The 24,704-nt window shown below is 71.6% G+C and carries 22 protein-coding genes; 12 read left to right on the forward strand and 10 right to left on the reverse strand.

The annotated features are described in order from the left end of the window. Positions 1 to 25: 25 nt before the first annotated feature. A complete protein-coding gene (locus OG714_RS08095; RefSeq protein ID WP_406119592.1) occupies positions 26 to 2,245 on the forward strand; it encodes an NADP-dependent isocitrate dehydrogenase in 2,220 nt (739 codons plus the stop codon). 293 nt (positions 2,246 to 2,538) lie between these two features. Here OG714_RS08095 and OG714_RS08100 read toward each other — a convergent pair whose 3' ends face one another. Continuing rightward, the gene (locus tag OG714_RS08100; RefSeq protein WP_406119594.1) at positions 2,539 to 2,880 is read right to left on the reverse strand and encodes a DUF5713 family protein; all 342 of its coding nucleotides are present in this window, start codon (positions 2,878 to 2,880) and stop codon (positions 2,539 to 2,541) included. Positions 2,881 to 2,964: 84 nt separating this feature from the next. Between OG714_RS08100 and OG714_RS08105 the strand changes: the two genes are divergently transcribed. Together OG714_RS08105 and OG714_RS08110 are read left to right on the forward strand one after the other, a co-directional pair. Continuing rightward, positions 2,965 to 3,783: an N-formylglutamate amidohydrolase gene (locus OG714_RS08105; protein ID WP_406119595.1), complete on the forward strand. Its 819-nt coding sequence runs from the start codon at positions 2,965 to 2,967 to the stop codon at positions 3,781 to 3,783. 81 nt (positions 3,784 to 3,864) lie between these two features. Continuing rightward, positions 3,865 to 5,088 (forward strand): cytochrome P450, encoded by a 1,224-nt coding sequence (locus OG714_RS08110; protein WP_406119596.1) that lies wholly within the window; start codon positions 3,865 to 3,867, stop codon positions 5,086 to 5,088. Positions 5,089 to 5,163: 75 nt separating this feature from the next. Here the strand turns inward: OG714_RS08110 and OG714_RS08115 are convergent, their stop codons facing one another. The 3 genes from OG714_RS08115 to OG714_RS08125 are packed head-to-tail and all read right to left on the reverse strand — an operon-like array spanning position 5,164 to position 7,783. Further along, a complete protein-coding gene (locus OG714_RS08115) occupies positions 5,164 to 5,706 on the reverse strand; it encodes a hypothetical protein (protein WP_406119598.1) in 543 nt (180 codons plus the stop codon). A 5-nt stretch (positions 5,707 to 5,711) separates the two neighbouring features. Further along, positions 5,712 to 6,350: an RNA polymerase sigma factor gene (locus OG714_RS08120; protein WP_406119599.1), complete on the reverse strand. Its 639-nt coding sequence runs from the start codon at positions 6,348 to 6,350 to the stop codon at positions 5,712 to 5,714. Beyond that, a complete protein-coding gene (locus OG714_RS08125) occupies positions 6,347 to 7,783 on the reverse strand; it encodes a S8/S53 family peptidase (RefSeq protein WP_406119601.1) in 1,437 nt (478 codons plus the stop codon). Before OG714_RS08125 ends, OG714_RS08120 begins: the two co-directional genes overlap by 4 nt. 110 nt (positions 7,784 to 7,893) lie before the next feature. On the opposite strand from OG714_RS08125, the gene OG714_RS08130 reads away from it, so the two are divergent. Continuing rightward, positions 7,894 to 10,506, forward strand: coding sequence for a CHAT domain-containing protein (locus tag OG714_RS08130; RefSeq protein ID WP_406119602.1), 2,613 nt, complete (start codon positions 7,894 to 7,896; stop codon positions 10,504 to 10,506). Positions 10,507 to 10,600: 94 nt separating this feature from the next. Here OG714_RS08130 and OG714_RS08135 read toward each other — a convergent pair whose 3' ends face one another. Next, positions 10,601 to 12,496 carry a LuxR C-terminal-related transcriptional regulator gene (locus OG714_RS08135; RefSeq protein WP_406119603.1) on the reverse strand — a complete coding sequence of 632 codons (1,896 nt, stop codon included), beginning with the start codon at positions 12,494 to 12,496 and terminating at the stop codon, positions 10,601 to 10,603. Positions 12,497 to 12,593: 97 nt separating this feature from the next. On the opposite strand from OG714_RS08135, the gene OG714_RS08140 reads away from it, so the two are divergent. Both OG714_RS08140 and OG714_RS08145 read left to right on the forward strand, forming a co-directional pair. Then, positions 12,594 to 13,700 (forward strand): M12 family metallopeptidase, encoded by a 1,107-nt coding sequence (locus OG714_RS08140; RefSeq protein WP_406119604.1) that lies wholly within the window; start codon positions 12,594 to 12,596, stop codon positions 13,698 to 13,700. Positions 13,701 to 13,890: 190 nt separating this feature from the next. Continuing rightward, a complete protein-coding gene (locus OG714_RS08145) occupies positions 13,891 to 14,181 on the forward strand; it encodes a hypothetical protein (protein ID WP_406119605.1) in 291 nt (96 codons plus the stop codon). On the opposite strand, the gene OG714_RS08150 is transcribed toward OG714_RS08145, so the two are convergent. Continuing rightward, a complete protein-coding gene (locus OG714_RS08150; protein ID WP_406119606.1) occupies positions 14,178 to 15,176 on the reverse strand; it encodes a sulfurtransferase in 999 nt (332 codons plus the stop codon). The genes OG714_RS08145 and OG714_RS08150 overlap by 4 nt on opposite strands. Before the next feature lie 390 nt (positions 15,177 to 15,566). Here OG714_RS08150 and OG714_RS08155 point away from each other — a divergent pair, with 390 nt between their 5' ends. From OG714_RS08155 to OG714_RS08175, 5 genes are all read left to right on the forward strand, one after another. Then, on the forward strand, positions 15,567 to 16,487 hold the full coding sequence (locus OG714_RS08155) for an ABC transporter substrate-binding protein (protein ID WP_406119607.1): 921 nt from the start codon (positions 15,567 to 15,569) through the stop codon (positions 16,485 to 16,487). A 129-nt stretch (positions 16,488 to 16,616) separates the two neighbouring features. Continuing rightward, entirely contained in the window at positions 16,617 to 17,645 is a 1,029-nt protein-coding gene (locus OG714_RS08160) for an ABC transporter substrate-binding protein (RefSeq protein WP_406119608.1), read from the forward strand. Further along, positions 17,642 to 18,415, forward strand: coding sequence for an ABC transporter permease (locus OG714_RS08165; RefSeq protein ID WP_327399625.1), 774 nt, complete (start codon positions 17,642 to 17,644; stop codon positions 18,413 to 18,415). Before OG714_RS08160 ends, OG714_RS08165 begins: the two co-directional genes overlap by 4 nt. Beyond that, a complete protein-coding gene (locus tag OG714_RS08170; RefSeq protein WP_406119609.1) occupies positions 18,412 to 19,173 on the forward strand; it encodes an ABC transporter ATP-binding protein in 762 nt (253 codons plus the stop codon). Before OG714_RS08165 ends, OG714_RS08170 begins: the two co-directional genes overlap by 4 nt. After that, positions 19,170 to 20,255, forward strand: a complete 1,086-nt coding sequence (locus OG714_RS08175) for a phosphotransferase enzyme family protein (RefSeq protein ID WP_406119610.1) — start codon at positions 19,170 to 19,172, stop codon at positions 20,253 to 20,255. The genes OG714_RS08170 and OG714_RS08175 overlap by 4 nt, the downstream gene beginning before the upstream one ends. Here OG714_RS08175 and OG714_RS08180 read toward each other — a convergent pair. Next, entirely contained in the window at positions 20,230 to 20,679 is a 450-nt protein-coding gene (locus OG714_RS08180) for a GNAT family N-acetyltransferase (protein WP_406131754.1), read from the reverse strand. The genes OG714_RS08175 and OG714_RS08180 overlap by 26 nt on opposite strands. A 49-nt stretch (positions 20,680 to 20,728) precedes the next feature. On the opposite strand from OG714_RS08180, the gene OG714_RS08185 reads away from it, so the two are divergent. Beyond that, the gene (locus OG714_RS08185) at positions 20,729 to 21,103 is read left to right on the forward strand and encodes a hypothetical protein (RefSeq protein ID WP_406119611.1); all 375 of its coding nucleotides are present in this window, start codon (positions 20,729 to 20,731) and stop codon (positions 21,101 to 21,103) included. On the opposite strand, the gene OG714_RS08190 is transcribed toward OG714_RS08185, so the two are convergent. From OG714_RS08190 to OG714_RS08200, 3 genes are read right to left on the reverse strand one after another with little or no spacing between them, the layout of a single operon-like run. Next, positions 21,082 to 22,221 (reverse strand): LLM class flavin-dependent oxidoreductase, encoded by a 1,140-nt coding sequence (locus OG714_RS08190; RefSeq protein WP_406119612.1) that lies wholly within the window; start codon positions 22,219 to 22,221, stop codon positions 21,082 to 21,084. The two genes, OG714_RS08185 and OG714_RS08190, sit on opposite strands and share 22 nt — an antisense overlap. A gap of 15 nt (positions 22,222 to 22,236) precedes the next feature. Next, positions 22,237 to 23,316, reverse strand: coding sequence for an LLM class flavin-dependent oxidoreductase (locus tag OG714_RS08195; protein ID WP_406119613.1), 1,080 nt, complete (start codon positions 23,314 to 23,316; stop codon positions 22,237 to 22,239). Next, entirely contained in the window at positions 23,313 to 24,686 is a 1,374-nt protein-coding gene (locus OG714_RS08200) for an NtaA/DmoA family FMN-dependent monooxygenase (protein WP_406119614.1), read from the reverse strand. The genes OG714_RS08195 and OG714_RS08200 overlap by 4 nt, the downstream gene beginning before the upstream one ends. Positions 24,687 to 24,704 lie beyond the last annotated feature (18 nt).

Raw genomic sequence — 24,704 nt, forward strand, 5'->3', positions numbered from 1 at the left:
GTTGCAGACGTGGAGCGGAGCACCGGTGACTGACTCGACCATCATCTATACGCACACTGACGAGGCCCCGGCCCTGGCGACGTATTCCTTCCTGCCGGTGGTCCAGGCGTACGCCTCGCAGGCGGGTGTCGCCGTGACCACGCGGGACATCTCGCTGGCCGGGCGCATCATCGCCGTGTTCCCGGAGTACCTCACCGAGGACCAGCGGATCCCGGACGCCCTGCACGAGCTGGGCGAACTGGCGAAGACGCCCGAGGCCAACATCATCAAGCTGCCGAACGTCTCGGCGTCCATCCCGCAGCTCAAGGCCGCGGTGGCCGAGCTGCAGGAGCAGGGCTACGCGCTGCCGAGCTACCCGGACGACCCGAAGACCGACGAGGAGCGGGACATCCAGTCCCGCTACGACAAGATCAAGGGCTCCGCGGTCAACCCGGTGCTGCGCGAGGGCAACTCCGACCGCCGTGCCCCCGCCTCGGTCAAGAACTACGCGAAGACGCACCCGCACCGCATGGGCGCCTGGACGTCGGACTCCAAGACCAACGTGGCGACGATGGGCGAGAACGACTTCCGCTCCACCGAGAAGTCGGTGACGATCACCGAGGCCGGCGCGCTGAAGATCGAGCTGGTCGCCGAGGACGGCACCACCACCGTGCTGCGCGAGTCCGTACCCGTCCTCAAGGACGAGGTCGTCGACGCCTCCGTGCTGCACGTCGCCGAGCTGCGCGAGTTCCTCACCGCGCAGATCGCCCGTGCCAAGGCCGAGGACATCCTGTTCTCCGTGCACCTCAAGGCCACGATGATGAAGGTCTCCGACCCGATCATCTTCGGCCACGTGGTCCGCACCTTCTTCCCGAAGACCTTCGAGCAGTACGGCGCCACGCTCGCCGCGGCCGGTCTCTCCCCGAACGACGGTCTCGGCGGCATCCTCAAGGGCCTGGCCGCGCTGCCCGAGGGCGACGCGATCAAGGCGTCCTTCGACGCGGAGATCGCCGAGGGCCCCGCGCTCGCGATGGTCGACTCCGACAAGGGCATCACCAACCTGCACGTGCCGTCCGACGTCATCGTCGACGCCTCGATGCCGGCCATGATCCGCACCTCCGGCCACATGTGGGGCCCGGACGGCGCGGAGGCGGACACCCTCGCGGTGCTCCCGGACTCCTCCTACTCCGGCGTCTACCAGGCCGTCCTCGACGACTGCCGTGCGCACGGCGCCTACGACCCGTCCACCATGGGCTCGGTGCCGAACGTCGGTCTGATGGCGCAGAAGGCCGAGGAGTACGGCTCGCACGACAAGACCTTCGAGGTCCCGGCGGCCGGTACGGTCCGCCTCGTCGACCAGGCGGGCAACGTCGTCCTGGAGCAGTCGGTCGCCAAGGGCGACATCTTCCGCGCCTGCCAGACCAAGGACGCCCCGATCAAGGACTGGGTGAAGCTCGCCGTCACCCGCGCCCGCGCCACCGGCAACCCGGCGGTGTTCTGGCTGGACGAGACCCGCGCGCACGACGCCCAGCTGATCGCCAAGGTCAACGCGTACCTGCCGGAGCACGACACCGAGGGCCTGGACATCCGGATCCTCGCGCCGGTCGAGGCGACCCAGCTGTCGGTGGAGCGCATCCGCCGCGGCGAGGACACCATCTCGGTGACCGGCAACGTGCTGCGTGACTACCTGACCGACCTCTTCCCCATCCTGGAGCTGGGCACCAGCGCCAAGATGCTGTCGGTCGTCCCGCTGATGGCGGGCGGCGGCCTCTTCGAGACGGGCGCCGGCGGCTCCGCGCCGAAGCACGTGCAGCAGCTGGTCAAGGAGAACTACCTGCGCTGGGACTCGCTCGGTGAGTTCTTCGCGCTGGTCCCCTCCCTGGAGCAGTACGCGACGTTCACCGGCAACGCCCGCGCGCAGGTCCTCGCGGACACCCTCGACCGCGCGACGGCGACCTTCCTCAACGAGGACAAGTCCCCGACCCGTCGCGTCGGCGGCATCGACAACCGCGGCAGCCACTTCTTCCTCTCCTTGTACTGGGCCCAGGAGCTGGCCGCGCAAACCGACGACGCCGACCTCGCGAAGGCCTTCGCCCCGCTCGCCGAGACCCTCGCGGGCGCCGAGGCGAAGATCGTCGAGGAACTCCTCGCGGTCCAGGGCAACCCCGCCGACATCGGCGGCTACTACCAGCCCGACCCGGCCAAGGCCGCGAAGATCATGCGCCCGTCGACGACGTGGAACGAGGCGCTGGCTTCCCTGAGCTGACGCGACGGACGGCCCGAGGGCCGTTCACCCCACGATCGCTCCGCCCCGGCCGGGATTTCCTCCGGCCGGGGCGGCGGCGTTGCGGGGGGGCGGCGTTGGAAGGAACGGCGACAGGGGGACGGCCGCCGCCCTCCCGTGCCCAAGCGGGCCGCAAGCCACCCGCACCCGCCAGGCTCGCAGGCCACCCGCGCGAGAACCACGGCCCGCTGCCCGTCCCGGCCAGGACTACGACCCGCCGCAGTCGCCAGCCCCGGTCGGCATCCCCCACCAACCCCCGCCCCCACCCCCGCCCGTCACCAGTCCCGCGCGGCGATCAGCTTCTCCACGTCCGCGTCCGCGAACCCGTACGCGTTCGCCACGAACCAGAAGTCCTCGGCTATCTCCTCGCGCGCCACGGTCTCGATGTCGCTGTCGGCCGACTCGAAGTCGGCCTGAAGGGCGTTGAACTCCTCGGTGGCGACCTCGGTGAGGGCGTACAACGCGGGCAGGTCGGCGGGGTGTTCGGTCTCGATGCGCTCGCACAGGCGCAGCAGGATGGCCTTGCCGAGATCCAGGACGTGGTCGGGGTAGTAGTCGTCCCGGTACAGCGCGGGCAGGAAGGCGTGCGCTGCGATCTGCTGGTTGCTGACGGGCATGGTGGTGCTCCCCCGGTCCGTGATCGTCGTTGCGGATACCTTGATCCTGCACCACGCCACTGACAACGCCCCCGGGAGTCGCCCGTGTCCCCCACCGCGCCGTCCTCGCCGTCCGCGCCGTCCTTCGAGTTGCTGCCCGGCGCCGCCGACTCTCCCGTGATCCTCCATGTCCCGCACTCCGCACGGGAGATACCGGCCGACGTCCGCGTGGACATCCTGCTGGACGACCCGGCGTTGGAGAGCGAGCTGGACCACATCACCGACAGCCACACCGCGCGGATCGCCGCCGAGGCGGCACGCGCGTGTGCGGTCACCCCGTGGCGGTTCGTGAACCGGCTGTCGCGCCTGGTCGTCGATCCGGAACGCTTCCCGGACGAGCGCGAGGAGATGCTCGCGGTGGGCATGGGCGCGGTCTACACCCGCACCACCCACCACGCCGACCTACGGCCCGCCGGCCACGACCCCGAGCCGCTGATCGACCGCTACTTCCGCCCGTACGCCCGCGCGATGGCGGAGGCCGTCGCCGACCGGCTGGCCGTGACGGGCCGGGCCGTCGTCGTCGACCTGCACTCCTATCCCACCGCCCCGCTCCCCTACGAACTCCACGGCACCGACCCCCGCCCGGCCGTCTGCCTGGGCACCGACACCCTCCACACCCCGCCCGCACTGCTGTCGGCGGCCCGCGAGGCGTTCGCGGAGTGCGGGGAGACCGGGCTCGACAGCCCGTTCCGGGGTGTCTACGTCCCGCTGGAGTTCTACGGCAAGGAGCCGGCGGTCGGCGCCCTGATGGTGGAGATCCGCCGGGACACGTACATGACGGAGCCCGGTGGCCCGCCCGACGGCCCGGGGGTCGCCCGGCTCGCCTCCGCGCTGACGACGCTGGTGAACGCCGTATCCGCATAGCGTCCGGCTCTCCGGCGTTCCGGCCCTCCGGCTGGAGCACTCCCGCAGGACAGGCGGCCGGGGGCGTACGAGGGTGGACGCATGACCGAGGAGACCACCACGCTGACCGGCCAGGCCCCGCCCCCCGTCTGGGACTGGCCCCCGTTCGACCTGACCGGGACGGACTTCGACCCGGTCCTCGCGGAGCTCATGCGCGAGGGCCCGCTGACCCGGATCCGGCTGCCGCACGGCGAGGGCTGGGCGTGGCTGGCCACCCGCTACGACGACGTGAAGATGATCACCAACGATCCGCGGTTCGGCCGCGCGGAGGTCACCACACGCCAAGTGACCAGGATGGCCCCGCACTTCAAGCCGCGCCCGGGGTCCCTGGCCTTCGCCGACCAGCCGGACCACAACCGGCTGCGCAAGGCGATCGCGGGCGCGTTCACGGTCGGCGCGATGAAGCGGCTGCGGCCCCGGGCGCAGTCACTGCTCGACGCGCTGGTCGACGGGGTCGTGGCGGACGGGCCCCCGGCCGATCTGATGGAGCGGGTCCTCGAACCCTTCCCGCTCGCCGTCGTCAGCGAGGTCATGGGCGTGCCCGACGAGGACCGGGAGCAGGTGCACGCCTGGACCCGGCAGATCATCTCCATGTCCGGTGGCGCCGAGGCCGCCGACCGTGCCAAGGCCGGCCTGTACGCGTGGATCACGGACACGATCCGCGCCCGCGCCGAGAGCGACGGCACCGATGTGTACTCGCTGCTGGGCGGCGCCGTGGCCCGGGGCGAGATCAGCGAGGCGGAGGCATCCGGTGTGGCGGGCCCGCTGCAGATCGGCGGCGAGGCGGTCACCCACAACTGCGGTCAGATGCTGTACCTGATGCTCACCCGCCCCGACCTGCTGGAGCGCCTGCGTGCCCAACCCGAGTGCAGGGACGCCGCGTTGGACGAACTCCTGCGCTACATCCCTCACCGCTCCTCGGTCGGCCTGGCCCGGATCGCCCTGGAGGACGTCGAGTTGCACGGCCTGCGCATCAGCGCGGGCGACCCGGTCTACGTCTCCTACCTCGCCGCCAACCGCGACCCGGCCGTCTTCCCCGACCCGGACCGCATCGACGTCGACCGCGATCCCAACCCCCACCTGGCCCTCGGCAACGGCTCGCACTACTGCACCGGCGCCGTGCTGGCCCGCCTCCAGACCGAACTCCTCGTCGACACCCTGCTGGACCGCCTCCCGGGACTCCGACTCGCCGTCCCCGCCGAGGAGATCGTCTGGCGCCGGAAGACCATGATCCGGGGGCCGCAGACGCTGCCGGTGACCTGGTAGGCCGCAGCACGTGGATCGCCGCACGCGAGGACGGGTGCCCTGGCCTTGCTCAACACCCGCCTCGCGCACCGGCGTTCACGCCCGCAGCCACTCCGTGACGACGACCTCCCCGCCGGCCCGCAGCCGTAGCGCGAAGGGGCCGCTCGGGGGTGCGTCGCTGGTGAAGCGGCCCATGGCGTCGGCCGTGAGGGTGGTGGGGCGCAGGGCCTGGGGGCCGTTCAGGACCTCGATGCCGGCCGGCTGGGGTGGCATCACCTGACCCATCAGACCCTCGCTCGTCACCTCCACGTCGATGCTGAGCTCACCCGCGGTGAAGGTCAGCATGCGGGGCACGTCCGTGGCCCCTCTGATCGGGATCGCGTCGACCAGGGAGTCGAAGGTCAGCTCCGCGAGCCGGGCGTCCATGTCGTACAACGCGTAGGCGTCCATGGCGATTTGGCGCAGCTCGGCGGGGACCGGGTCCAGGATGGCGGCGGCCTGCCGCAGCTCCTCCTCCAGGAGTCCGTCCTCGAACTCCCCGGCGCCGTCGTCCTGTTCGCCCTCCAGCTCGGCGAACTCCTCGTCGTCGAAAGGGTCCTGGCCGAAGGCGCCGAGCGCGTCGAGACCGTCGTCGTGCATGCCGTTCACACCGCCCCCCGGGCGTCGAGTCGGGCCCGCAGCCGGCGCAGGCAGCGCTGGCGCATCGGGCCGATGCTGCCGACGGCGATCCCCAGACCGGCGGACACCTCCAGGTAGCTGGGCGGCGGCGAGGCCATCAGCACCCGCAGCAACTGCCTGCACCGGTCGCCCAGTTCCTCGAACTCCTGCCACAGCCGCCGGATGCGCTGGGCGTCGGAGGCCGCCTCCTCGGAGTCGATCAGCGACTGTTCGGGGGTGCGCTCCTCGCTGATGCGGTCGAGGAGTTGGGGATCGTCCGTGGGCATGAGCCGCCGTAGGCTCTTGATCACCTTCAGGCACTCGTTGCGCGCGGTGCTCGCCAGCCAGGAGCCGGCCTTCTCGGGTTCGCGGATGCGCCGCAGGTGCTGGGCGAAGCGGAACCACACGGTCTGGTACACCTCGTGGCCGTCGGCGTCGGAGAGCCGGTGGGCGCGCACCACTGACCAGACCAGTGGGCTCAACCCCTCCACGAGCGCCTTCCAGGCCGCCGCGTCGCCGTCGACGGCGGACTGGACGAGCGCGCCGACTTCTGCACGTTCCACGGTGCCACCCCTCGTGTACGGCATGTCATCGTACGCCGTGGAGGGGATGGTTCCGGCCCTCATGCCGGAGGGGAGAGCGGTACGACGGGGACCGGGCGCCAGGTGGGCGGGCGCAGCGCCGGTACGTGCGCCCCGCGCACTTCGGCGTACTCGGTGTTCCCCGTGAGGAGTTGGGTGCGGGCGGCGCGCGCGTCGGTCTCCTTGTTGGCCGTCATGAAGGCGGCGACCATGCCGGCGGCGACGGGTGCGGCGAACGAGGTCCCGCTCCAGTGCGCGAGCCCGTCGAACGTCACCTGGTCCGGGCTGCCCGGCTCGGCGTCCCCGGCCTGGCTCAACACGCCCTTGTGGGCGGGTGATTGGCAGGTGCAGGTGTAGGTGAAGCCGAACCGGCAGGCGTCGTAGGTGGTGTGCTGGTAGGCGTACGGCGTGGGTGCGCCGAAGCCGGTGAGGGGGCCGATGAGCCGCTCGCCGGGGGCGTAGGCCTTGACCCAGGCGCCGTGGTTGCTGAAGCAGGCGCCGAACTCGCCGTCGCTGCGCAGCGCGCCGACCGAGAGGACGACGTCCTGGTAGTCGGGCAGGTCGGCGTAGGCGGCGGGCCAGAACGGCGTGGCGCTCGCGTTGTTGCCGGCCGCCGCCACCAACAGGGTGCGCTGGCCTCGCAGTTGCTGCATGAAGCCCTCGACGCCGAGGAGTCCGTCGGTGCGGCCGTTCGAGGTGCCGGCGGAGAGGCTGATGACGTCGGGCCAGCCGTGCTGGTCGACGGCGGCGAACAGCGCCTCGCCGAAGTCCGATTCGAGGATGGCGCCCGCGTCGTTGAGGGTGTTGCGGACGGTGACCTCGGTGTTGGGCGAGACGGCCGCGACGAGCCCGGCGATGAACGTGCCGTGTCCTACGTACTGTTGGAGCACTCCCGCGTCGTCCGTCTCCCGGATCTGCGCGTCGCCCTGGACGTGCGCGAGCAGCGGGTACGACCGGTAGTCGTGCATGAGACCGGTGTCGATGACGAGGACGCCCACGACGGTGTCGGCGTCGTAACCGGCTTCCGCGGGCGCCGGGTTGGCGCCCTCGGTGAGCGGGGCGGGCACGGGCTCGTCGCCGGGACAGGCGTTCACCGCGATCGACACCACGTGGTTGCGGCTGATCAGCCGGCGTCCGGCGCGGCCCTCCGGCTCACGCAGGGCGCGCAGCGCGTTCGCCACGGCGTGGTCGCCGCGCCGGTCGCCGACGCCCGGGTCACCGACCTGGATGCGGGTGATGCCGGACCGGTTGGTCTCGGGCCCGGCCCGGCGCACGGAGTCCTCGCTGAGGCCGGTGGCCGCGGTGAAGTGCGCGCGTACGGTGTCCTCGACGACGCGGGCCTCCTCGCCGTCGCGGGCGAGCACGACGCCCTTCTCGTAGAAGAACTCGGCGGAGTCGTCCGGCCCCATCGCCAGGGGGACGTCGGGCATCGAGCGCTGGATCTGGTCGAACTGCTCGTGGAATCGCTGTGGCGCCATGGCGTGTTCCTCCCACTGCGGCGGCGGTCGTCAATCAGAGCCGCCAGGCCGCTGCTTGATACAGCTCCAAACCTGTGTGGTCTGCACCTGGGACCACTAGCATGGGATAAGTGACAACGGGAAGCGACTCGGTTCTCGAACTGCTGCCGATGGTGTTCGCGGCTCCGAGCGAGGCGCTGGCCGGCGCGCGGGAGGTTCTCGACGGCGATCCGACGCCGTTCCGCGCCTCCGTGGCACACCACGCGATCGGCATGTGGCAGCGGGACTTCGGCGATCTGCGGCTCGCCCTGCACCATCTGCGGCGCGCCCGCGACCTGGCGGCCCGCGCGGATTCCGCGGACCGGGAGGCGGACGTCCTCGGCACGCTCGGTGTGGCGTTGGTGCACGCGGGCCGCACCCGGCAGGGCCTGGAGGCCTTCGAGCGGGGCATCGCCCGCGGCACGGGACAGACCCGGGCGCGGGTGCTGTACCGGCGGGCGTACGTCTGGTGGGTGCTGGGGCGGCACCGCGAGGCGCTGGAGGACGTACGGCGGGCAATTGCCGTGCTGCGGCAGGCGGATGACGTGATCTGGATCGCGCGGGCGATCACCCTGCGCGCGACCGTGCATCTCGCGCTCGGCGCGGTGGACCGGGCCGACGCCGACTTCACGGCGGCCGAGGTGCTGTGGGAGACCACCGGCCAGGAGCACGACAAGGCGGACGTGGTGGAGAGCCGGGGGCTGGCCGCATTCCGGTCGGGCGACATCCCGGTGGCGCTCCAACTGCTCGACGAGGCACAGAAGATGTACGCCAAGCTCGCCACGCCGACGTTCATGCTCACCATCCGCCGCTGCGAGGTGCTGATGAGCGCGGGCCTGGCCGGGGAGGCGCTGGCGCACGCGGACACGGCGGTCGGGCTGCTCGACGGCATCGGCGGACAGTCCACCCGCAAGGCGGAGTTGCTGCTCGTGGCCGCCCGGGCCGCGCGGCTCGCGGACGATCCGCCCACGGCGATCGCACGCGCGGCCGTGGCGGTACGGCTGTTCGCCGCGCAGCGGCGCACCTGGTGGGAGACGCATGCCCAACTGGTGCTCATCGAGGCCCGGTTGGCGGCCGGGCGGGCGTCGGGGCGGCTGGTGGCGGACGCCGCCGCGGTGGCCGACCGGCTGGCCGCGTTCGGCTCGCCGTCCGCACCGGAGGCCTCGCTCCTCGCGGGCCGGATCGCGCTCGCCCTGGGCTGGACGGCGGACGCGGAACGGCACTTGGCGGTGGCGGCCCGCAGCAGACGCGGCGGCCCGCCGCTGGCCCGGATGACCGGCTGGGCGGCACAGGCGCTACGCGCGCAGGCCGCGGGCTCCGGTCGCGGGGTGCTGGAGGCGTGCCGGCGCGGTCTCGACGTCCTGGACGATCACCGTACGACCCTGGGCGCCTCGGAGTTGAGGGCGCGGGCGACGGCGCAGGGCGCGGAGCTGGCAGCGCTGGCCCAGCGCGCGAGCCTGGCGTCCGGCGGCCCGCGACGCCTCCTGGTCTGGAGCGAACGCTGGCGGGCGACCGCGCTCTCGACGCCGCCCACCAGACCCCCCGCCGACCCGACCCTGCTCAGCGACTTGACGGCGTTCCGCGAGATCGCCGCCCGCGCGGAGGAGGCCCGCATGGAGGGCCGCCCGCTACCGGCCCTGGAACGCGAACAGCGGCGCCTGGAACGGGAGATCCGCTCCCGCACCCTCCACATGCGCGGCGACTCCCCCGGTGAGGGCGACCGCTTCGACCCGACTCGCCTGCTGGCGCGCCTGGGTGAGGGACGGCTGGTCGAACTCGCCGTCGTGGACGGCCGGGTGCACGCCCTGCTCTGCGGGGAGGGGAGGGTACGCCGCTTCGAGGCAGGCCTGCTCGCAGAGGCGATGGCCGAGGCGGAACACGTACAGGCGGGTCTACGACGCCTGGCGCACCCCGGAGCGGAGGCCAGACTCCCGGTGGTGGAGGCGGCGGGCCGACGCCTGGAGGAACTCCTGCTGGGCGAGGCGGCTCAACACCTGGGCTCGGGCCCGGTGGTGGTGGTCCCACCGGGCCGACTCCACCGCGTTCCCTGGGCGTTGCTGCCGTCGCTGCGTGATCGGGTGCTCAGCGTGTCGCCGTCGGCGGGCAGTTGGCTGCGCGCCCTGGACACCGAACCGCCGTCCGGTGCCCGGCACGTCCTGGTGCGCGGCCCGGGTCTCGCGACCGGCGGCGCCGAGGTCCCCGACCTCGCCGACCTCGCCGACCGCTACGGCAGACCTACGGTCCTGGAGCACGACGACGCCGAAGTCCCCCGGGTGCTGGCCGAGTTGGACGGCGCGACCCTGGCCCACATCGCGGCCCACGGCACGTTCCGCGCGGACAGCCCGCTGTTCTCGTCCCTCCGCATGGCCGACGGCCCGCTCATCGTCCACGACTTCGAACGGCTCACCCGCAGCCCGTACCGCATCATCCTCTCCAGCTGCGACACCGCCCGCCTCGCCTCGGTCGGCGCGGACGAACTCCTCGGCCTGGTCACGGCGTTGCTCCCCCTGGGCACGGCGGGCGTGATCGCGAGCAGCGCCCCCGTCAACGACGCGGCGGTGGTCCCACTGATGCTCACCCTGCACAAGGGCCTGCGCGCCGGCCTGTCCTTGGCGGAGGCGCTGCGCGATGCCCGGGCGTCGTTGCCCGGCGATGCGGTGCATCGGGCGACGGGGTGGGCGTTCACGGCGTTCGGGGCGGCTTGAGCAGACCCGAACACGGGCGCCAGGAGACCCAGTTGGACGTGCGGGGCGGCCTGACCCCCGGGCAGGCGGATCAGGCCGTTGGTCGTCCCATCGCTCACGCCGACTGCGCCGCCGGCAGTTCCACCAGCCACGGCAGTGCGCCACGGTCGCTCGCGCCGAGGCGGGCGTAGGCGCTGTAGAGGTGGTTGCCTACGGTGCGGACCGAGAGGGTGAGGCGGTCGGCGATCTGGCGGTTGCTGAGGCCCGCGGCGGCGAGGGTGACGATCTGGCGCTGGCGGGCGGTGAGTTCGCCCAGGACCAGGCCGGACAGGGCCGGGGTGCGGGCGCCCTGGCAGCGGCGGGCGAGGGCGACCGCGCGGGTGCGGGACATGCGGGCGGCACGGGGGTCGCGGTGCGCGCGAACGGCCTGGGCGTGTGCCTCGGCCGCGAAGAGCAGGAAGCCGCGCTGTTCCAACTCCCCCGCCACCTTGTCCAGCGCGGGGCCGTCCCCGTCGACCAACGCCTCCGCGTGCCTCGCGAGGACGGCCGGTCCATCGCCGGGCAGTCGGGCGAGCCGGCCGGCGACGCGTTCGGGAGCACCGAGGCGTACGGCGTCGTAGAGCACATACGCGGCGGGCCTGCCGTCCTCGACGGTGGCGCCGCGGCTCTCCTCGCCCTCGCTCCATCTGCCGTCCACGATCTCGCGGGCCGCCTCCACATCGCCGCGTGCCGCCGCCAGCCAGCTGCCCGCGTCGCCGGACGCGGGGCGGTGGGCGAGGGCCTCGTCGGTGGCCGGTACGTCGCCCGACTGGGCTGCCGCCAGGGCGAGTTCGGCCCCGCAGGCCCGGTTGCCCGCGGTCTGCCGCAGGCCCTCCCGCGCCCACGCGGCCGCCTCGCGCAGCTCGCCGCGCAGCCGTGCGAACCGTGCGCGGACGGCGGCGTACCCGGCCGGTACCGGTGCGCCCTCCGCCACCAGCCACTCCCCCACGGGCGTCGGCAGCGGGCGTACGTCGGTGCGGTCGATGCGGTCGGTCAGCGCGGACCGTTCGGCCGCGAGGGCCGGGGCGCACTGGTCCGGGGTGCGGGCCAGCCGGCGGGCCCGGAGCCGGCCGGCGGCGGCGCGCAGCGCGGGGCCGTGCAGGGGGTGGGCGAGTCGGACGGCACCCTGGTCGTCGACGTGGATCAGGGCCTCGGTCTCCAGGCGTTCGAGGATGGCGAGGTCGAAGTCGTCCAGCGGTGCCGCCAACGGCTCGGCGAACGCGAGGCGTTCGAGGCTCTCGCGCTCCTCGGGGCCGGTGTGGGCGAGGACTTGCGCGGTACGTTCGCGGACGGTGGCCGTGACCGGCACCGGGCCGCGCCACGCCCACTCGTCGGAGTCGGTCGCCCGGGTCAGCAGTCCGCGCTCGCGCACCGCGCCGAACAGGTCGCGCAGCAGCCGCAGATCACCTTGGCAGAGGCCGTAGAGGCGGTTCACGGTGAGGGGTTCCAGCGGGCCGCCGGCACCCAGCGCGAGCAACTGCGCCGTCTCCTCCCGGGGCAGCGGCTCCAGCGCGAGGCGCGGCAGCAGTTCGCCCGTCCACAGACGCGACACCGCACCGGGTACCGGGTCGCCGTCGGCCACCACGACCACCAGGCGGGTCCGGCCGTGCACGGCGAGCTGGTGAACGAGCGCGGCCGAGGAGTCGTCGAGCAGATGGGCGTCGTCGACCAGCAACAGGCGGACCCCGGACAGGAGTTGGACCGCGCGGTGCAGGGAGACGCTCTCGGGCAGCAGGTGCGCGAACGCGGCGAAGGGGAGCAGGCGGGTCTCGGGCGTCCCGGTGACCCTCGCGCAGTCGCTGCCCCGGACGGCCTCGGTCACCAGCCGGGTCTTGCCCCGGCCGGCCGGACCGGTCACCACGATGCCGTGCCGCCCCGCCGTCAACGAGCCGCGGATCAGCTCGAGTTCGTCCGCCCGGCCGGTGAACGGCCAGGGCAGTTCCAGGGTCTTCGCATCCTGATCGAAAGTCATCACACAGATATGAGCCCGGCTACTCACCCTTGATACAGGGTGACTTGAGTAGCCCTCGACTCAGGCGCCCGGGAACGGTCAACGGCAATCTGGTCGCATGCCCACCCGCTACTGCTCCCTCGCGCAGCAGTCGGCCCCGGAGTTCGCACCGGGACTGACCGCCGAGCGACGCAGTGCGCTCATCGGCGGAAGCCGCATGTGGGTCAACGGCACTGTCCTGCACTACTACTTCTTCGACTCCGAGAACTCCGAGAACGCTGCCGTCACCGACGCCTCCGTCATCCCGGTTCCCGGGACCGGCGAGATGCGGCGGGTGCCCTGGGGCGGCGCCAAGGAGCAGCAGGACGTCGTACGCGAGTGCTTCCGTGAGTGGCGGGTCCTTGGCATCGGCGTCGACTTCGCCGAGGTGGGGGACCGTTCGGAGGCGGAACTGCGCATCGGGTTCCAGCCCGGTGACGGCTCCTGGTCGACGGTGGGCCGGGACGCGCTCACGGTCGGTCTGTCCGACCGCACCATGAACTTCGGCTGGGACCTGACCGTGCCCGGACAGCGCGGGACGGCCCTGCACGAGATCGGGCACGCCCTGGGGCTGCTGCACGAGCACCAGAGCCCGTTCGCCGGTATCCACTGGGACGACGAGGCCGTCTACGCCGAGTTGGCGGGCCCGCCGAACTTCTGGAGCCGGGACAGGACCCGCTTCAACATCCTGCGCAAGCTCGACCCGGACGAGGTCAACGGCTCCGTCTGGGACCCGCAGTCGGTCATGGAGTACCCGTTCGCGTCGGGGCTGATCCTGGAGCCGGAGGAGTACCGCACGGGTCTGCACCCGCACGGCGGTCTCTCCCCCTCCGACAAGGAGTTCGTCCTGCGCTGGTACCCGCCCGCCGGCCCTCCCCGGCCGACCGAGCTGGTGCCGTTCCGGTCGGCGCCTTTGCGCCTGGGACCGGGCGAGCAGGCCGACTTCGCGGTCGAACCGACACAGACGCGCGAGTACGCCGTCGGCGCCTTCGGGGACAGCGACACGGTCGTCGTGGTCTTCGAGGAGCGGGACGGCGAACCGCGCTTCCTCGCCGGGCAGGACGACGGGGGCACGCCGCACAACGCAACACTCAAGGTCAGGCTCGTCAAGGGCCGCCGCTACTTCGTCCGTGTGCGCCTGTACTCCACGTGGGGGTCGGGGGACACCGCGGTGATGTGCTGGTAACAGCATGGGTACAGCCGCACGCGGACGGACGGACCACTGTCCGGCGCCGGGGGAAGCGGCCGAGGAAACGTCTCCTTCGGGGGAGGGAGACGTTTCCTCGGCCACGCCGCCATTTTCGGCGTTCGACCGCCCAACTCGTGGGGTTGTGAGGGGCCTTGCACCGACTGATCACCATGCATAGGGTCCCTCCATGCACGATGAGATCACGGCTAGGGTCGGCTTTCAGTTCTACTCGTTCGACGGCCGGATCCTGGAGATCTTCGGCGGTCACCCCAACCGCTTCCACATCAGGAACCTGCATCTGAGCGTCACCGGCCCGGACCGGAAGGGGCGGCGGACCGTGACGATCGTCCATGCTCCGCCGGGAGCCTCGGGTCACAGTCTCAGCTGGCAGGCCACGGCCGCGGAATGGGAGCAGTCCCCCGACCTGGTCGCGCTTCTCGAAGCGGTGCAGGCGAGCGTCGAACGGGAAAGGGCTTAGGACCCCAACTCCATAGGCCGTGCAGGGTCCTTGGACCACTCCTCCAGCGAACCGTCGTAGACGGACACATCCGTACGGCCGAGCAGGGTGAGCGCGAGTGCCGCGCCCGCCGCCGAGATGCCGCCACCGCAGTACAGGACGACCGGTGAGTCGTCGCCGTCGAGGACCGCGTCGACCCGCGCCGCGAGTTCCCCGGCGGGCAGCACGTGTCCGGACTCGTCGAGGAGACCGCGGCCCGGGAGGCTGCGGCTGGCGGGGATGTGGCCGCGGCGGCTGTAACGCGTGGGGGACGAGCCGTCGTAGCCGCCGGTGGGAAGGGCACACACGAGGGTGCCGGGGCGCTCGCCGCGGCTGACAGCGGCCACGTCCTCGATGCCGGCCCACAGATCCGGACGTACGACGGGTGTCACGGGCCGGACGGCTGGAACCGGTCCGGGAGCCCCCGCCGGAGCGGCGGACGCATCGATCGGATCGACGGACTCGATGGACCCGCCGGACGGACCGGCGGACCCGGCGGCCGCAGGCCCTGCCTGCGCGGCCGTCGCCGGGTCGGTGTCGTCGTCGGAGACCAGCGGGCGGCCTGCCGCCTCCCATGCCTCCAGGCCACCGTCGAGGACGGCCGCCGGTACGCCGATCGCGCGCAGCATCCACCACAGGCGTGCCGCCCAGATGCCGCCCCCGCTGTCGTAGGAGACGACCTCGCTGCCCTCCCCCACGCCCAGCCGGGCCAGTGCGGCGGCGAGGGCCTCGGGGGACGGCACGGCGAAGTGGTACGGCGCGTCGTGGTCGGAGAGGTCGCCGGTCAGATCGGCGTGTCGCGATCCGGGCAGGTGCCGTTCGGCCCATGTCCCGCGCCCGCTCGCGGAGCGGTAGTCGCCGTCCTCGCGGGGTGAGGGCAGGAGCGCGGTGGCGTCGAGGACGACCAGCCGAGGGTCGTCGAGATGCGCGGCGAGCCAGGTGTCGTCGACCAGAGGGCCGGGCAGCAGGGAGGTCATGGCGGCCGATCGTACGCCCGTGAGCTGGGCGTCTCACGCCTCGGGCGCGGCCGTCCCAGATATCGGACCGCGCTTGCACAGAATCCGGGTAGTGCGGTTATCGTTCGGCCATCTACGCGGGAGCCCCTACCCGGTTGGGCTGAGAGGGCGTCTGGGACCGGCTCGTCGAGAGTCCGGCCCCCATGGGGACGCCGACCGCACCACTCGCGCCTCAGCGCCCGCGTAGGAGTTCACGTGTCTGCAGCAGTCGAGCCCAAGCACCCGGTGGTCAACACCCCGGCGCGCAGCTCCTGTTGTTGTCGCATGCACTGATCCACCTCCTCCGCGCACCCCTCCTCCTTCTCCTCCCTTCAGGCGCCGTCACGCCTGCGCACCTCCCGGAGTACCCCCATGCCGCACATACGGGTCATGCTCGACTATTTCCACCCCTGGCCGAATTCGGCCGGTCTGTACGTCGCCCGCGCCCGCCGCTGGTACGAGGAGGCCGGTCTGGATGTCGAGCTGGTGGTCCAGGATCCGGGACGCGGGGACACGCTGGAGTACCTGGCCCGGGGCGAGGTGGACTTCGGGATCTTCCCGCCGAACCGGCTGCTGGCCCGGCGCGCGGAGCACGGGCAGCCGCTGGTCGCCGTGTCCGCGATCAATCACCGGGGTCTGGAGGCGATCCAGACCACGACGTCGACCGGGATCACGCGTCCCCGCGAGCTGGCCGGCCGCCGTATCGCCTACAACCCGACCCCACGCGGCCGGGCCATGGTGCGTCACCTGGTGGCGGCCGACGGCGGTGACCCGGACGCCGTGATCGGTGTGGACGCCGGCGCGCGTGAGCTGACCGTGGACGACATCGCGGCGGGCGAGGCGGACGCGACCTTCGGCAACTACTGGTCCTGGGACGCGCTGCGCGGCGATCTGCCCGAGGAGCAGCGGCTGACCTGGCCGGTCGACGAGATCGGCGCCCCGCGCTACCACAGCTACCTGCTCGGCACGAACGAGGACCTGCTCACCCAACACCCTTCCCTCGTACGGGACTTCCTCGCCGTGACGGCTCGCGGTTACGCGGCCGCCGCCCAAGAGCCGGACGCCACGCTGGAGTTGCTGGAGCGGGTCATCCCGTACTTCCCGCGCCCGCTGATCGCCCGTTCCCTGGCGCTGATCGCGCCCACCTGGACGGACACGGACGGCCGTTGGGGCGTGATCGACGAGGGCCGGATGGGCCCGTACGCGCACTGGCTCGCCGAGAACGGCGCCATCCCGGACGACCGCGACTGGGCGAGGTCGTTCACCAACGGCCTGCTGGACGTGGCCACATGAGGACCCTGGCCTGCCAGGCGCGGACGCTGACCCGGCGTCTCGCCGTCGACTTCATGAGGGTGGGCAGCGCGCTGTGTCGGCCGTGACCGGCCCGACCCGCCAGCCCTCCCACCCCGCGAAGGACCCGACATGCATCGCCGTACCGCCCTGTCCGCCATAGCCGCGACCGCCCTCCTCGCCGTCACCGGCTGCTCCGCCGACTCCACGGCCGCCGCGAAGGACGGCACCACGACCGTCACCCTCGCCCTGGACTGGACGCCCAACACCAACCACACCGGCATCTACGTCGCCCAGGCCAAGGGCTGGTTCAAGGCCGCCGGGATCAACGTCAAGATCGTGCCCTACGGTTCGACGGCGCCCGAGACGCTGATCGCCAACCACAAGGCGGACTTCGGCATTTCGTACCAGGAGGGCATCACCACCGCGCGTGCGGCGGGCCAGGACATCACCTCCGTCTACGCGGTGACGCAGAAGACGGACGTGACGATCGCGGTGCGCGCCGACCGGGACGACATCACCTCGCCGAAGGACCTGGACGGCAAGACGTACGCCGGTTTCGGCGCCCCGTACGAGAAGCCGCTGCTGCAAAAGGTGATCCAGAACGCTGGTGGCAAGGGCGACTTCAAGCAGGTCACCCTCAACACCTCGGCGTACGCGGCGCTTTACGCGGGCCAGGCGGACTTCGCGATGCCGATGCCGACCTGGGAGGGGCTGGAGGCGAAGCTGAGCGGCAAACCGCTGAAGAACTTCCAGCTCTCCGACTACGGCTTCCCGGCGATCTACTCGACCCTCGTCGCGTCCTCGGACCAGTTCCTGAAGAAGAACCCGGAGGTCGCGCAGAAGTTCCTGGCCGCCGTCGACAAGGGCTACCGCTACGCCGCCGAACACCCCGACCAGGCAGCCGACTTGCTCATCTCGGAGAACAAGAGCGTCCTCACCAACACCAAGCTGGTGCAGGAGAGCGAGGCGCTGCTGGCGAAGGAGTACTACAAGGGCACGGACGGTTCGATCGGCACGCAGAGCGCGGAGCGCTGGCAGGCCTTCGCCGATTTCGAGTACAAGGCGGGCCTGCTGGTCGACGCCGACGGCAAGAAGCTGACGTCCGCCCCGAAGGCGTCGACGTTCTTCACCAACGCCTACCTCCCGGACGCCAAGTGAGGCCGCTCCTGCGGTCGTTGTGGCCGCCACTCCTCGTCCTGACCGTGGTCCTCGGCGGCTGGCAGCTCTACGTGACCGCGGCCGGCGTCGATCCGACGACGCTCCCCTCCCCCGCCCGGGTGGTGGAGCAGGGCTGGCTGAACCGCCAGGACCTGTGGGACCAGACGCTCCCCACTCTCCAGGAGACGCTGCTCGGCTTCGCGTTGTCGTTCGCGGCGGCCTGGCTGGTCGCCGTCCTCCTCGACTTCTCCTCGGCGGCCCGCCGGGGCCTGTACCCGCTGCTCGTCGCCTCACAGACCATCCCGATCGTGGCCGTCGCACCGCTGCTGATCATCTGGTTCGGCTTCGGACTGCTGCCGAAAATGCTGGTGGTGACCCTGACGACGTTCTTCCCGCTCGCCGCCAACCTCGCCGCCGGCTTCGCGGCCACCGACCGCGAGGCGATGCGCCTGCTGCGCTCGCTCGGCGCGGGCCGCTGGCGGACGTTCCGGCTGGTGCGGGTGCCGAGCGCGATGCCGTACTTCTTCGCCGGGCTGCGGGTGAGCATCACCTACGCCGTCGTCGGCGCCGTGTTCGCCGAGTACGCGGGCGCGGAGGCGGGCCTCGGGATCTATATGCAGGCGCAGAAGAGCGCGTTCCGCACGGACCTGGTGTTCGCGGCGGTCGCGGTGACGGCGGCGCTGAGCATCGCCCTGTTCGGGGCGACCTATCTGCTGCAACGGCTGGTACTCCCGTGGGAGCGGGCGCTGAAGGAGGACACGTCGTCATGAGCAGTCTGCGTATCGAGGGCGTCGGCAAGTCCTTCGGGCGGTTGGAGGTCCTGCGGGATCTCGAACTCGCCGTGGAACCGGGCGAGTTCGCGGCCGTCATCGGCCCGAGCGGCAGCGGCAAGAGCACGTTGTTCAACCTGGTCTCCGGGCTGGACCGCCCCACGACCGGCCGCGTCCTGGTGGAGGGCGAACCGGCCGGAGTGGAGTCGGGCAAGGTGGCCTACATGCCGCAGAAGGACCTCCTCTTCCCGTGGCGGACCGTGCTCGAGAATACGGCGCTGGGCCTTGAGGCGCAGGGAGTCGGGAAGAAGGAGGCACGGCGACGGGCCGACGCACTGTTCGTGGACTTCGGCCTCGACGGCTTCCAGAAGGCGTACCCGTCCCAACTCAGCGGCGGTATGCGGCAACGAGCGGCCTTGCTCCGTACGGTAGTTCTTGAGCGACCCGTTCTCCTGCTCGACGAGCCGTTCGGCGCCCTCGACTCCCTCACCCGCACCGAGATGCAGCTGTGGCTGGCCGACATGTGGCAACGCCACCGCTGGACGGTGGTCCTGGTCACCCACGACATCCGCGAGGCGGTCCTGCTCGCGGACACCGTGCACGTCCTGTCGCCCCGACCGGCCACGATCGTCGACCGCGTCGAGGTCCCCCTGGCCCGCCCGCGCGGCGCCGACGACTTCACCGACCCGGACTTCGCCGCGACCGAGCGCCGCGTCCTGGACTCCCTGCGCGGCACAACGGCGGTGCGCACAGCATGAGTTCACACCTCGCCCACGGCCTGGGCACCGACCCGGTCGACCCCGACTGGCCACCCCTGACGGACACCGAGGTCACGGACATCGTGGGCCCGGCCCGGGTGATCTGGCGCAGCCCGCGCCCTCTGTCAGCGGCGGCCGTCGTGGAACGGTCCAACCGCCGCCTCTTCGTGAAACGCCACCACACCTCCGTCCGCACGACAGAGGGCCTGGCCGAGGAACACGCCTTCCTACGACACCTGCGGCTGCGCGGCGCCCCGGTCGTCGAGGTGCTGGACGCGGCGACACGTGGCGAGTGGACGTACGAGGTCCACTCCGCCGGGACCGGCACGGACCTCTACCGCGACGCCCTGTCCTGGTCCCCGTTCCGCTCCCCCGCCCACGCGAGGTCAGCCGGCGAGGCGCTGGCCCGCCTGCACCTGGCGGCGGAGGGTTTCGACGCACCGCGCCGTCAAGCGCAGCCGCTGGTCGCGTCGTTCACGGTGTTCGCCTCGGACGACCCGGAAGCGGAGCTGGAGCGCTACGTGGAGGAGCGCCCCCAACTGGCAAAGGGGCTCGCGGACTTCCCCTGGCGGGAGGACACGCGACGCGCCCTGCTCCCGCTGCACGAGGAACTGGTGCCGCACCTCCCTGGTCTAACCCCTCTGTGGACCCACAACGACTGGCACGCCTCCAACCTCCTCTGGAACGAGGACGGTTCGGTCGCGACGGTCCTCGACTTCGGCATGAGCGACCGCACGACAGCCGTGCACGACCTGGCCACCGCCATCGAACGCAACACGGTCCAGTGGCTCCAGCCCGGCTTCCCGGTCCGCGAGGCGGACGCCGTCGCGCTGCTGGACGGCTATCAGTCGGTACGCCCGCTCAGCCCCACCGAGTCGAAGGCACTGCCGGCTCTACTCCCCCTGGTCCACGCCGAGTTCGCGCTCTCCGAGCTGGGCTACTTCCACGGTGTGACGCGGTCGGCGGAGAACACCCGACTGGCGTACGAGTACTACGTGGGCCACGCGGAGTGGTTCTCCGGGGACAGCGGACGGCGCCTGCTGGACCTGTGCGGCGCTAGCGGGGCAGCAGCTCACGGGTGAAGACGACACGGGGCCGGCCGGGGCCGTCGTAGTCCTCCACGGTGCGCGCGTCGAAACCGAGGGTGCGGTGGAACGCGATCGAGCCCTCGTTGGTGACCGAGGTGATGGCCTTGAGGCGGACCGCGCCCTGCCGTCCGGCGGCCTCGATGAAGGCCGTGTAGAGGCTGCGGCCGAGGCCGGTGCCTCGCGCGTCGTCCCGGGTCGCCACCAGGTGTACGTATCCGGTGTGGTCGGGCGTGACGAACCCGAAGAGGTATCCGCGGATGCCGTCGTCGGCGCGGGCGACCAGACAGGTGGACCCGAACTCCTGGACCAGCGCGGTGAGATGGAGGGCGCGAAGGTCACGCTCTCCCCAGTAGCGTGCGTGGTCCTCCAGGACCTGGTGGAGGTCGGTGACATCGGCGGGTTCGATCCGGACGGCCATGGCATCGATCATGGCAGAGAGCCGTTCGGAGTCGAGTAGGAGATGGTTCATGATCACGGGTTATGTGCTCGGTGAAAGCCTGCGCCCGGGTGCCGCGTTCGCGCCGCACGGCCTGCGCATCCGGAAGGTCGAGCGGGTCGACAACTCGGCGAGTGCGACGGCCGGGCAGCCCGACGCCTGGACGTTCATCGAGTGGGAGACCGACGACGACGGTGCCGCGGGTGCGATCGCGGAGGCGCTCGCCGGCGCCTTGGAGCGGTCCAACGGCTGGTACGCCGACTTCAGCGTCGGCGATGAGCGGGTCGTCGTCTTCGCGGGCCAGGTGTTCCGCTATCGGCGCGGCGACGAAGCCGGCCGCGCCGAAGCGGTCGCGTACGGGCGGTCGGTGGGAACTCCGGAGCATCAGCTCGACTGGGAGGAGTGACCCCGGCGACGCCATTCCTGTGCGAGCAACTCGTACGACCGCACCCGGTCCGCGTGGTCGTGGGTGATGGTCGTGATGAGCAACTCGTCGGCTCCGGTGGCCTTCTGGAGCTGTTCGAGTTGGTCGGCGACCCGGCCGGGCGAGCCGACGAACTGGGTGTCGATGCGGTCCTGGACCAGTTCGCGGTCCTCGTCGGTCCAGACGTGGGCGCGTGCCTCGTCGGGGGTGGGGAACTGGATGGCGCCCTCGGCCGTACGGATGGAGCGCACCCACAGGCCGTAGCCGGTGGCGAGTTCACGGGCCGTGGCGTCGTCCTCGGCGACGACGACGTCGGCGGAGACGCTGACGTACGGCTTGTCGAGGGCGTCGGAGGGCTGGAACGCGGCGCGGTAGCCGTCCGCCGCCTCAAGGACGGTGGCGGGGCTGACGTGGTAATTCGCCGCGAAGCGCAGGCCGTTGCGGCCCGCGACCTCGGCACTCGTGCCACCGCTGCTGCCCAGGATCCACACCTCGACGTCGGCGCCCTCGCCCGGTACGACGTGCGCCTCGACGCCCTCCGGGGAGCGGTAGGTGCCGGCCAGCAGGGCGAGGACGTCGTCGATCTGCTCGCCGTAGTCCTGGGACTTGGCTTCGGGCAGCAGGAGCAGCTTGCGCTGGAGGGCGATTCTGGGTGAGCCGAGGAGGCGCTCGAAGGAGAAACGGGGCGGGATGCGCAGGCCGTTGGGGGCCCGGCCGTCGACGATCGGGGTCGCCGTCGGCAGCGGGGGCGACGGACGGCCGCCGGAGCGGCCCAGGCCCAGGTCGAAGCGGCCGGGGTGGAGCGCGTCGAGCAGGCCGAACTCCTCGACCGTGGACAGGGCGGTGCGGTGGCCGAGTTGTACGGCGCCGGAGCCGAGCCGGATCGTGGAGGTCGCGGAAGCCGTCAGCGCCAGGACCACCGCGGGGGACGTGCCCGCGACGCCCGGGTTGAGGTGGTGCTCGGCGAACCAGTAGCGGGCGTAACCGAACTCCTCGGCTCTGCGGGCGAGTTGGATGGAGTTGCGCAGTGCCTCGGGCGCGGTGGAGCCGGAGGAGACCGGGACCAGGTCGAGGACACCGAGCGGGATACCGGGAGACATCTTCTCGCTCACTCCTCAGTGGCCGACGGAGACGGGCTCGGGCAGGACCGGTCCCCAGTCGAACGGCGGGTCCGGGATGTCCTTGCGCAGCACGGGAGTCACCGCCGACTGGAACAGCTCCAGCGAGTCCCGGTGCTGATGGTCCGTCAAGCCGCTTGCGTCCGCGTGCAGATGGAGCACGGTGTGGCCGAACCGCTCGTGGTAGCGGTGCACCTTGTCGATGACCTGCTGCGGGCTGCCGATCAGTGCGGAGCTGCGCTCGACGTAGTCCTCCAGGGTCTCGAAGACGATGGGCAGGCCGATCTGTTTCTGGAAGGCGAGGTTGCTCTCGAAGATCGGCCGGTAGGCGGCCAGCGCCTCCTGGGTCGTGGGGGCGACGTAGAGCCCGGCCGTGCCCGCGCCCACCGCGATGTCCGCCGGGTCGTGGCCGTAGTGCTCCCAGCGCTCCCGGTAGTAGCGGATCAACTCGGCATAGGGCTCTATGGGGTTGGTGACGTTGGCGGAGAACAGCGGGTCGCCGTAGCGGGCGGCGAGGTCGACGCTCTCCTTGCTCGTCGCGCTGCCGTGCCAGACCCGGACGGGTTGTTGGTACGGCCGCGGCCACACCTCCGCGTCCTTCAACTCCGGGCGGAATCGGGTTCTCGCCGTCACTTTGTCCTGCCGCCAGAGCTGGCGGAACACCTCGTAGCTCTCGGCGTTGCGCTCCCACTGGTCCTCGGGTGTGACGTGGAACAGCTCGCGCTGGGCGGTGCCGTTGCCCTTGCCGATGATCAGGTCGAGGCGTCCGCCGGAGAGGTGGTCGAGCGTGGCGTAGTCCTCGTAGGCGCGGACCGGGTCGAGCAGGCTCAGCGTGGTGACCGCCGTGAAGAGGCGGATGCGGCGAGTGAGCGCGGCGATGTGGCTGAGGACGACGGTCGGCGAGGAGGAGATGAAGGGCCGCTCGTGCCGCTCCCCCACGCCGAAGCCGTCGAAGCCCAACTCCTCGGCCAGCAGGGCGTTGTCGAGTACTTCGCGGAAGCGTTCGTGCGTCGGCTTCTGGACGCCTGTGGCCGGGTCCGGGCGGTGGACGATGAGGGTGATCGCGAGGAACTTCACGATGCCGCCCGTTCCTCGCGCACGTCGTCCGGGTGGGCGAGGCCGAGGTGGTCGCGCAGGGTCGGGCCCTCGTACTCGGTGCGGAAGACGCCCCGTTCCTGGAGGAGCGGGACCACCTTGTCCGCGAACGGGTCGAGGCCGGTCGGGGTGATGTGCGGGACGAGGATGAAGCCGTCGCTGGCGTCGGCCTGCACGAAGTCGTTGATGGTCTTCGCGACCGTGGACGGGGAGCCGATGAAGGCCTGCCGGTTGCCGGTCTCGATGACCAGGTCGCGGATGGACCACTTGTTGGCGGCGGCCAGTTCGCGCCACTCGCGGGCGGTGGTCAACGGGTCGCGGTACATGCGGACTTGGGCCCGGCCCTTGGAGATGTGGTTGTCGCTGACGTCCGGGTCGATGTCGGGGAGCGGGCCGTCCGGGTCGTAGGACGACAGGTCCCGGTTCCAGACGAACTCCAGGTGCTTGATGGCCGTGGCGCCGCTGACCTGCTGGCGGCGTACCTCCTTGGCCAGGTCCTCGGCCTCGGCGTCGGTGTCGCCGAGCACGAAGGTCGCGGCCGGGAGGATGAGCAACTGGTCCGACCTGCGGCCGTACTTGGCGAGGCGGGACTTGACGTCGGTGTAGAACGCCTGGCCCTGGTCGAGGGTGCTGTAGCGGCTGAAGATGGCGTCGGCACTGGACGCGGCGAACTCGCGGCCCTCGTCGGAGTCGCCCGCCTGGAAGATCACCGGGCGGCCCTGCGGGGAGCGCGGGACGTTGAACTGGCCGTGGATGTCGAAGTGTTGGCCCTGGTGGACGAAGGCGCCGGCCTTGGCGTCGGTCAGGAAGGTGCCGCTCGCCTGGTCGGCGAGGATCTCGTCGCCGTGCCAGGAGTCGAAGAGTTCGTTGGTGGTGGCGAGGAACTCCTTGGCCCGGGAGTACCGCTCGTCCTGCGGCAGGAAGCCGCCGCGGCGGAAGTTCTCGCCGGTGAACGCGTCCCAGGAGGTGACGACGTTCCACGCCGCACGGCCGTCGGAGAGGTGGTCGAGGCTGGCGAACTGGCGGGCCACCTCATAGGGCTCGTTGAAGGTGGAGTTGATGGTGCCGGTCAGGCCGAGGTGTTCGGTGACGGCGGCGAGCGCGGCGAGGATCGTGAAGGTGTCGGGGCGGCCGACCACGTCCAAGTCGTAGATTTTTCCCCCCTGTTCGCGCAGTCGCAGCCCTTCGGCGAGGAAGAGGAAGTCGAACTTGGCGCGTTCGGCGGTGCGGGCGAACTTCGCGAAGGAGCTGAACTCGATGTGGCTGCCGGCCGCGGGGTCGCTCCACACGGTGGTGTTGTTGACACCGGGGAAGTGGGCGGCCAGGTGGATCTGCTTCAGGGGCTTGCTCATGTCGTACGGTCCCTCCGG

The organism is Streptomyces sp. NBC_00989 (assembly GCF_045162655.1).
In the GTDB taxonomy this organism is placed as follows: domain Bacteria; phylum Actinomycetota; class Actinomycetes; order Streptomycetales; family Streptomycetaceae; genus Streptomyces.

What these genes read in the sequence shown, in the direction of transcription:
- OG714_RS08185 (WP_406119611.1), top strand. Translation starts at nt 20,729, where the DNA reads ATGATCACGGGTTATGTGCTCGGTGAAAGCCTGCGCCCGGGTGCCGCG.
- OG714_RS08120 (WP_406119599.1), bottom strand. Translation starts at nt 6,350, where the DNA reads ATGAGGGCCGGAACCATCCCCTCCACGGCGTACGATGACATGCCGTAC.
- OG714_RS08110 (WP_406119596.1), top strand. Translation starts at nt 3,865, where the DNA reads ATGACCGAGGAGACCACCACGCTGACCGGCCAGGCCCCGCCCCCCGTC.
- OG714_RS08155 (WP_406119607.1), top strand. Translation starts at nt 15,567, where the DNA reads ATGCCGCACATACGGGTCATGCTCGACTATTTCCACCCCTGGCCGAAT.
- OG714_RS08170 (WP_406119609.1), top strand. Translation starts at nt 18,412, where the DNA reads ATGAGCAGTCTGCGTATCGAGGGCGTCGGCAAGTCCTTCGGGCGGTTG.
- OG714_RS08200 (WP_406119614.1), bottom strand. Translation starts at nt 24,686, where the DNA reads ATGAGCAAGCCCCTGAAGCAGATCCACCTGGCCGCCCACTTCCCCGGT.
- OG714_RS08160 (WP_406119608.1), top strand. Translation starts at nt 16,617, where the DNA reads ATGCATCGCCGTACCGCCCTGTCCGCCATAGCCGCGACCGCCCTCCTC.
- OG714_RS08135 (WP_406119603.1), bottom strand. Translation starts at nt 12,496, where the DNA reads ATGACTTTCGATCAGGATGCGAAGACCCTGGAACTGCCCTGGCCGTTC.
- OG714_RS08145 (WP_406119605.1), top strand. Translation starts at nt 13,891, where the DNA reads ATGCACGATGAGATCACGGCTAGGGTCGGCTTTCAGTTCTACTCGTTC.
- OG714_RS08115 (WP_406119598.1), bottom strand. Translation starts at nt 5,706, where the DNA reads ATGCACGACGACGGTCTCGACGCGCTCGGCGCCTTCGGCCAGGACCCT.
- OG714_RS08125 (WP_406119601.1), bottom strand. Translation starts at nt 7,783, where the DNA reads ATGGCGCCACAGCGATTCCACGAGCAGTTCGACCAGATCCAGCGCTCG.
- OG714_RS08175 (WP_406119610.1), top strand. Translation starts at nt 19,170, where the DNA reads ATGAGTTCACACCTCGCCCACGGCCTGGGCACCGACCCGGTCGACCCC.
- OG714_RS08180 (WP_406131754.1), bottom strand. Translation starts at nt 20,679, where the DNA reads ATGGCCGTCCGGATCGAACCCGCCGATGTCACCGACCTCCACCAGGTC.
- OG714_RS08190 (WP_406119612.1), bottom strand. Translation starts at nt 22,221, where the DNA reads ATGTCTCCCGGTATCCCGCTCGGTGTCCTCGACCTGGTCCCGGTCTCC.
- OG714_RS08150 (WP_406119606.1), bottom strand. Translation starts at nt 15,176, where the DNA reads ATGACCTCCCTGCTGCCCGGCCCTCTGGTCGACGACACCTGGCTCGCC.
- OG714_RS08140 (WP_406119604.1), top strand. Translation starts at nt 12,594, where the DNA reads ATGCCCACCCGCTACTGCTCCCTCGCGCAGCAGTCGGCCCCGGAGTTC.
- OG714_RS08100 (WP_406119594.1), bottom strand. Translation starts at nt 2,880, where the DNA reads ATGCCCGTCAGCAACCAGCAGATCGCAGCGCACGCCTTCCTGCCCGCG.